General features: G+C 69.5%; 4 protein-coding genes. 1 reads left to right on the top strand and 3 read right to left on the bottom strand.

Annotation, left to right across the window (positions count from 1 at the left end; all coding sequences use genetic code 11):
• Positions 1-35: 35 nt before the first annotated feature.
• The gene (locus FNH08_RS46870; protein ID WP_152777931.1) at positions 36-1,280 is read right to left on the bottom strand and encodes a cytochrome P450 family protein; all 1,245 of its coding nucleotides are present in this window, start codon (positions 1,278-1,280) and stop codon (positions 36-38) included.
• 233 nt (positions 1,281-1,513) lie between these two features.
• Between FNH08_RS46870 and FNH08_RS46865 the strand changes: the two genes are divergently transcribed.
• Positions 1,514-1,879, top strand: a complete 366-nt coding sequence (locus FNH08_RS46865; protein ID WP_228034800.1) for a hypothetical protein — start codon at positions 1,514-1,516, stop codon at positions 1,877-1,879.
• A 188-nt stretch (positions 1,880-2,067) separates the two neighbouring features.
• Here FNH08_RS46865 and FNH08_RS46860 read toward each other — a convergent pair whose 3' ends face one another.
• Positions 2,068-2,472, bottom strand: a complete 405-nt coding sequence (locus tag FNH08_RS46860) for a DUF6114 domain-containing protein (protein ID WP_322726555.1) — start codon at positions 2,470-2,472, stop codon at positions 2,068-2,070.
• Positions 2,469-3,122 carry a DUF6230 family protein gene (locus FNH08_RS46855; protein WP_152777926.1) on the bottom strand — a complete coding sequence of 218 codons (654 nt, stop codon included), beginning with the start codon at positions 3,120-3,122 and terminating at the stop codon, positions 2,469-2,471. The genes FNH08_RS46860 and FNH08_RS46855 overlap by 4 nt, the downstream gene beginning before the upstream one ends.
• Between the last annotated feature and the right edge of the window lie 592 nt (positions 3,123-3,714).

Below are 3,714 nucleotides of genomic sequence, written 5' to 3'. Positions count from 1 at the left end.
GGTAGGGGCGGCGGGGGCGAGAATCCCCGGGGACCTCAGCCGAGACGGACCGGCAGGCGGCGGTGGCCGTTGGAGATGAAGGACTCCACATGGCCCAAGTCCCCCGCCGCCGCAGCGAGTTCAAGGGACGGGAACCGCTCGAAGAGGGCCGGCAACGCGATCCGCGCCTCCAGCCGACCCAGCGGAGCGCCCAGGCAGTGGTGCATCCCGTACCCGAACGCCAAATGCTCCTTGTCGGCCCGCGTGACGTCGAAGACGTCCGCGTCCGCACCGTGCAGCCCCGGATCACGCCCCGCGGCGGCATACGCGGCCAGGATCGGCTCACCCCCACGGATCACCACCCCCTCGGGCCCGCCGAGTTCACCGAGCGCGAGATCCTCCACGGCGTACCGCAGCGGCAGGCTGGCGACGGGGGCGTCGCGCCGCAGCGTCTCCTCCACCACGTCGTCCCAGGACGCCCGTCCCGACCGTACGTGCGCGAGCTGCTCGGGGTGGGTGAGCAGCGAGTGGATCGCGTTGTCGAGGAGGTTGACCGTGGTCTCGTGCCCGGCGCTGATCATCAGCACCAGGGTGTCGACGAGTTCCTGCTCGCTGAGCCGGGTGCCGCCCTCCTCGTCACGGGCCGCGATCAGGCCGGTGGTCAGGTCGTCGCCCGGCGACTTCCGTTTGGCGGCGACGAGTTCGCCCAGCACGGCGATCAGGCGCTCGTAGGCGGCGTTCATCTCGCCCGGCTCGGCGGAGGTGTCGAAGATGCGGTCCACCAGCTCCCGCAGCTCCTGGCTGTTCCCCTCGGGCAGGCCGAACAGTTCGCTGATCACCCGGATCGGCAGCGGGTAGCACAACTCCTCGCGCAGGTCCACGAGTTCGTTGCGGCTCCCGGCCTCCTCGACGGCGTCCAGGAGCTCCTTGGTGATCTCCTCGATCCGCGGCTGGAGCGCGGCCGTACGGCGGGCGGTGAAGGCCTTGGAGACGAGGAGTCGCAGGCGTTTGTGCTCGCCGCCGTACGCGGTGAACATGTTCTGCACGGCGACCCAGGTGAACAGCGGCCAGTCCGGGGTGATCCCGCCGTCGATGAACCGGGGCCAGTGCTGTCGCGGGTCCTTGGACACCCGCGGATCGGTGAGCAGCCGCTTCAGCAGCTCGGGGCTGCTGACCGCCCACGCCTCGACCTCGCCGGGGAGCTCGACGCGGGTCACCGGGCCCCTCGCGCGGATCCGGGCCGCCTCACCGTGGATGTCACGGCCGGTCGCGTCAATCAGCAAAGGGGTTGGGTGTCCCATCATCGGGGCCTCCCGGGCACTCGAACCGTCGATACGGACCGTCACGCTATGCCGCCACAGGGTTGCCGGGGGAGACCGCCCGGTGAGCGCTGCGTATGCGGGCAACTTCCCTGCGCGCGCCGACAACTCCCGTGCGCGCCGCGACAAGCCGACGGTCCCGCGCCGTCCCTACGCTCGAAGGACCCTCAGTAAGGCCGGTGAGCTCGATGACAGTCCGCAGGGTTCCGCGATGGATGTCCCCCCACAGCGCCGAGGTGCGCACGCTGCCCGCAGGCCGCTGGTGGGACGCGGTGCGCGCGCCGGCCGCCCCGGGTGCCAGGGCGCTGGACCTGCTCGGCGACAGGTCCGGTGCGGTCATCAGGGACGGCTACGGCGGCATCCTCTACTGGCTGGTCCCGCCCGGTGAGGCGATCGACTGGCACCTCCCGGAGGTCCAGGTCCTGGGCCACGGCAGTCATGTGGCCGTCCCGCCCCTGCGCCGTACGAAGGGCCCCGGCCTGTACTGGCAGGTCCCCCTGGCGTACGACCGCGAGTGCACCGACCCGGCCCGGCTCCACGCGGCCCTGTCGGTGGCTCTCTCCGTCCGGACCGCCCTGTGAACCTCCGCTGAACCCCCGCCCCGAGCCGCACGTACGACACCCCCGTCCCCGGCCCACACGTACGACATCCCCGTGCCCGGCCCACACGTACGACATCCCCGTGCCCGGCCCACACGTACGACATCCCCGTGCCCGGCTTCCGGCCGGTGGGCCGCGAGGACGGTACGGGGATGCGGTGGGGGGACGGGCTACGGCGCGGTGGCGGGGGACGCCTGGTCGCGATGGCGGCGCAGCAGGTGCCGCTTCTTGCGCGGTTCCTGGTCCGGGAGCCAGCCGAAGGCCATCACGCTGCCCGTGACCCCGAGCACCAGCCCGATGACGAACCCTCCGATGTTGGAGGTGAGCCAGGACCCGACCGAGAGCAGCGCGCCCAGGATCGAGTAGAACAGCCGCTGCGAGGGGTTGAACATGATCAGCAGCCCGCAGACGATCATCACGGTGGGTATCAGGTACCCGGCGAGCCCCTGCATGCCGATGTGCAGGATGACCGGAAGGGGTGCCTTCATGGTCACCAGGATCTCGGCGCCGCCGAGGGTGAGCAGCAGCCCGCCCGCGAAGGGCCGGTGCCCCCTCCACTCGCGGAAGCGGTTCACTGCGGGCAGCCCTTGCTCCCGAACCTCATGTGCAGGTCGGGAAGCTTGAAGACGGCGGCCGTGGCGGCGTAGTTGTGCTGGTAGAGGTCGGTGATGACGACCTTGTCAGCCTGCTGGCCGTAGACGCCCTTGGGGCCCTTCTGGTCGACCTTGTCGAAGGTGCTGGAGTCGCGGCCGATCTCGATGTTGTTGAACGCGGCGTCGCCCTTGATCTCGTCCGAGTCGATGGCGAGGTTCTTCACGCTCACCGGCTTGCTGCCGGCGCCGGCGGTCAGGACGAGCTGGATGCCGCCGAGGTCGACGCTCTGGCAGAGGTTCTTCAGCGTGCCGTTCTTCACCACCGAGGTGACGACGAGGACCTGGCCTCCGGTGTCGCCCTGGTTGGGGCTGTCCGGGATCATCTCGTCCAGCGAGCCGTACTGCGCGAAGCCCTTGCCGTCGAGCCTGTCGGCCGTGACGACGAACGGCATGCCGGAAATGGCGAACTGGACGCCGAGGGCACCCTCGGCGGTGAGGATCATCAGAGCCGCGGTGAGTGCCGTGGCCGGCACCGCCATCACGGCGGCGCGGCGCGCACGGACCCGCCCGCGTCTGCCCGATCTCTCGGGGGTGGAGTCGTTGGACGCCGTGGCGTCCGAGGGTGAGGCCATGTCTGCTCCCTGGGCACTCTCACTGCGATAGGCAGGACTTCAAGGCACGTTGTCCTGGCGCGGACAGCGCTTGCGGCGCGAGGCCCCCGCACCTCCCGACAGCACAAGGGCTTGATTGCTACGCCGCAGTAGCCGAACCAGGAAGTTACCCGTGGTTACATTCAAGGGTCAAGGCGCTTGTGGCAAAAGGATGTTGGTTGTGCCCTATCTGTGAAGAGGGGGAGCGCTCTCACCTCAGGGTTCCTCGTTTTGCCTTCAACATCCGCTGGAGCAAGTGATCTTGACGCTGCGTCAGTAAAGATCGTGACATTCCATCAACTTACTTGCGCAGCCTTGACGTTGGCTCTTCCTCCGGTCTAGAACTCTCCCTGGTTTCCCCGGATCCGTTGGCGCCGGATCCGTCGCGCAGCGCTTACGTCCTCCCGAGCTGCGCGATCCGTCGCAGCACCACCCCTCCACGGCCCCGGCACGGTCGCCTTCCCCTCCCTCTTGGGCCGTGTCCGGCCGCCCGGCTGCCGCTGTCGGCCCTTGACGTACGGAGAAGGCGTCACGGGCCGACAGCGGCGCGCCACATCGCAGCGCCCCTTTCACC

The sequence above is a fragment of the Streptomyces spongiae genome, from assembly GCF_009377185.1.
GTDB classification, from domain to species: Bacteria; Actinomycetota; Actinomycetes; order Streptomycetales; family Streptomycetaceae; genus Streptomyces; species Streptomyces spongiae.
Note: the sequence above shows the minus strand (reverse complement) of the source record. Positions and strands in the feature narration are given on the sequence as shown.

What these genes read in the sequence shown, in the direction of transcription:
- FNH08_RS46870 (WP_152777931.1), bottom strand. Translation starts at nt 1,280, where the DNA reads ATGGGACACCCAACCCCTTTGCTGATTGACGCGACCGGCCGTGACATC.
- FNH08_RS46865 (WP_228034800.1), top strand. Translation starts at nt 1,514, where the DNA reads ATGTCCCCCCACAGCGCCGAGGTGCGCACGCTGCCCGCAGGCCGCTGG.
- FNH08_RS46855 (WP_152777926.1), bottom strand. Translation starts at nt 3,122, where the DNA reads ATGGCCTCACCCTCGGACGCCACGGCGTCCAACGACTCCACCCCCGAG.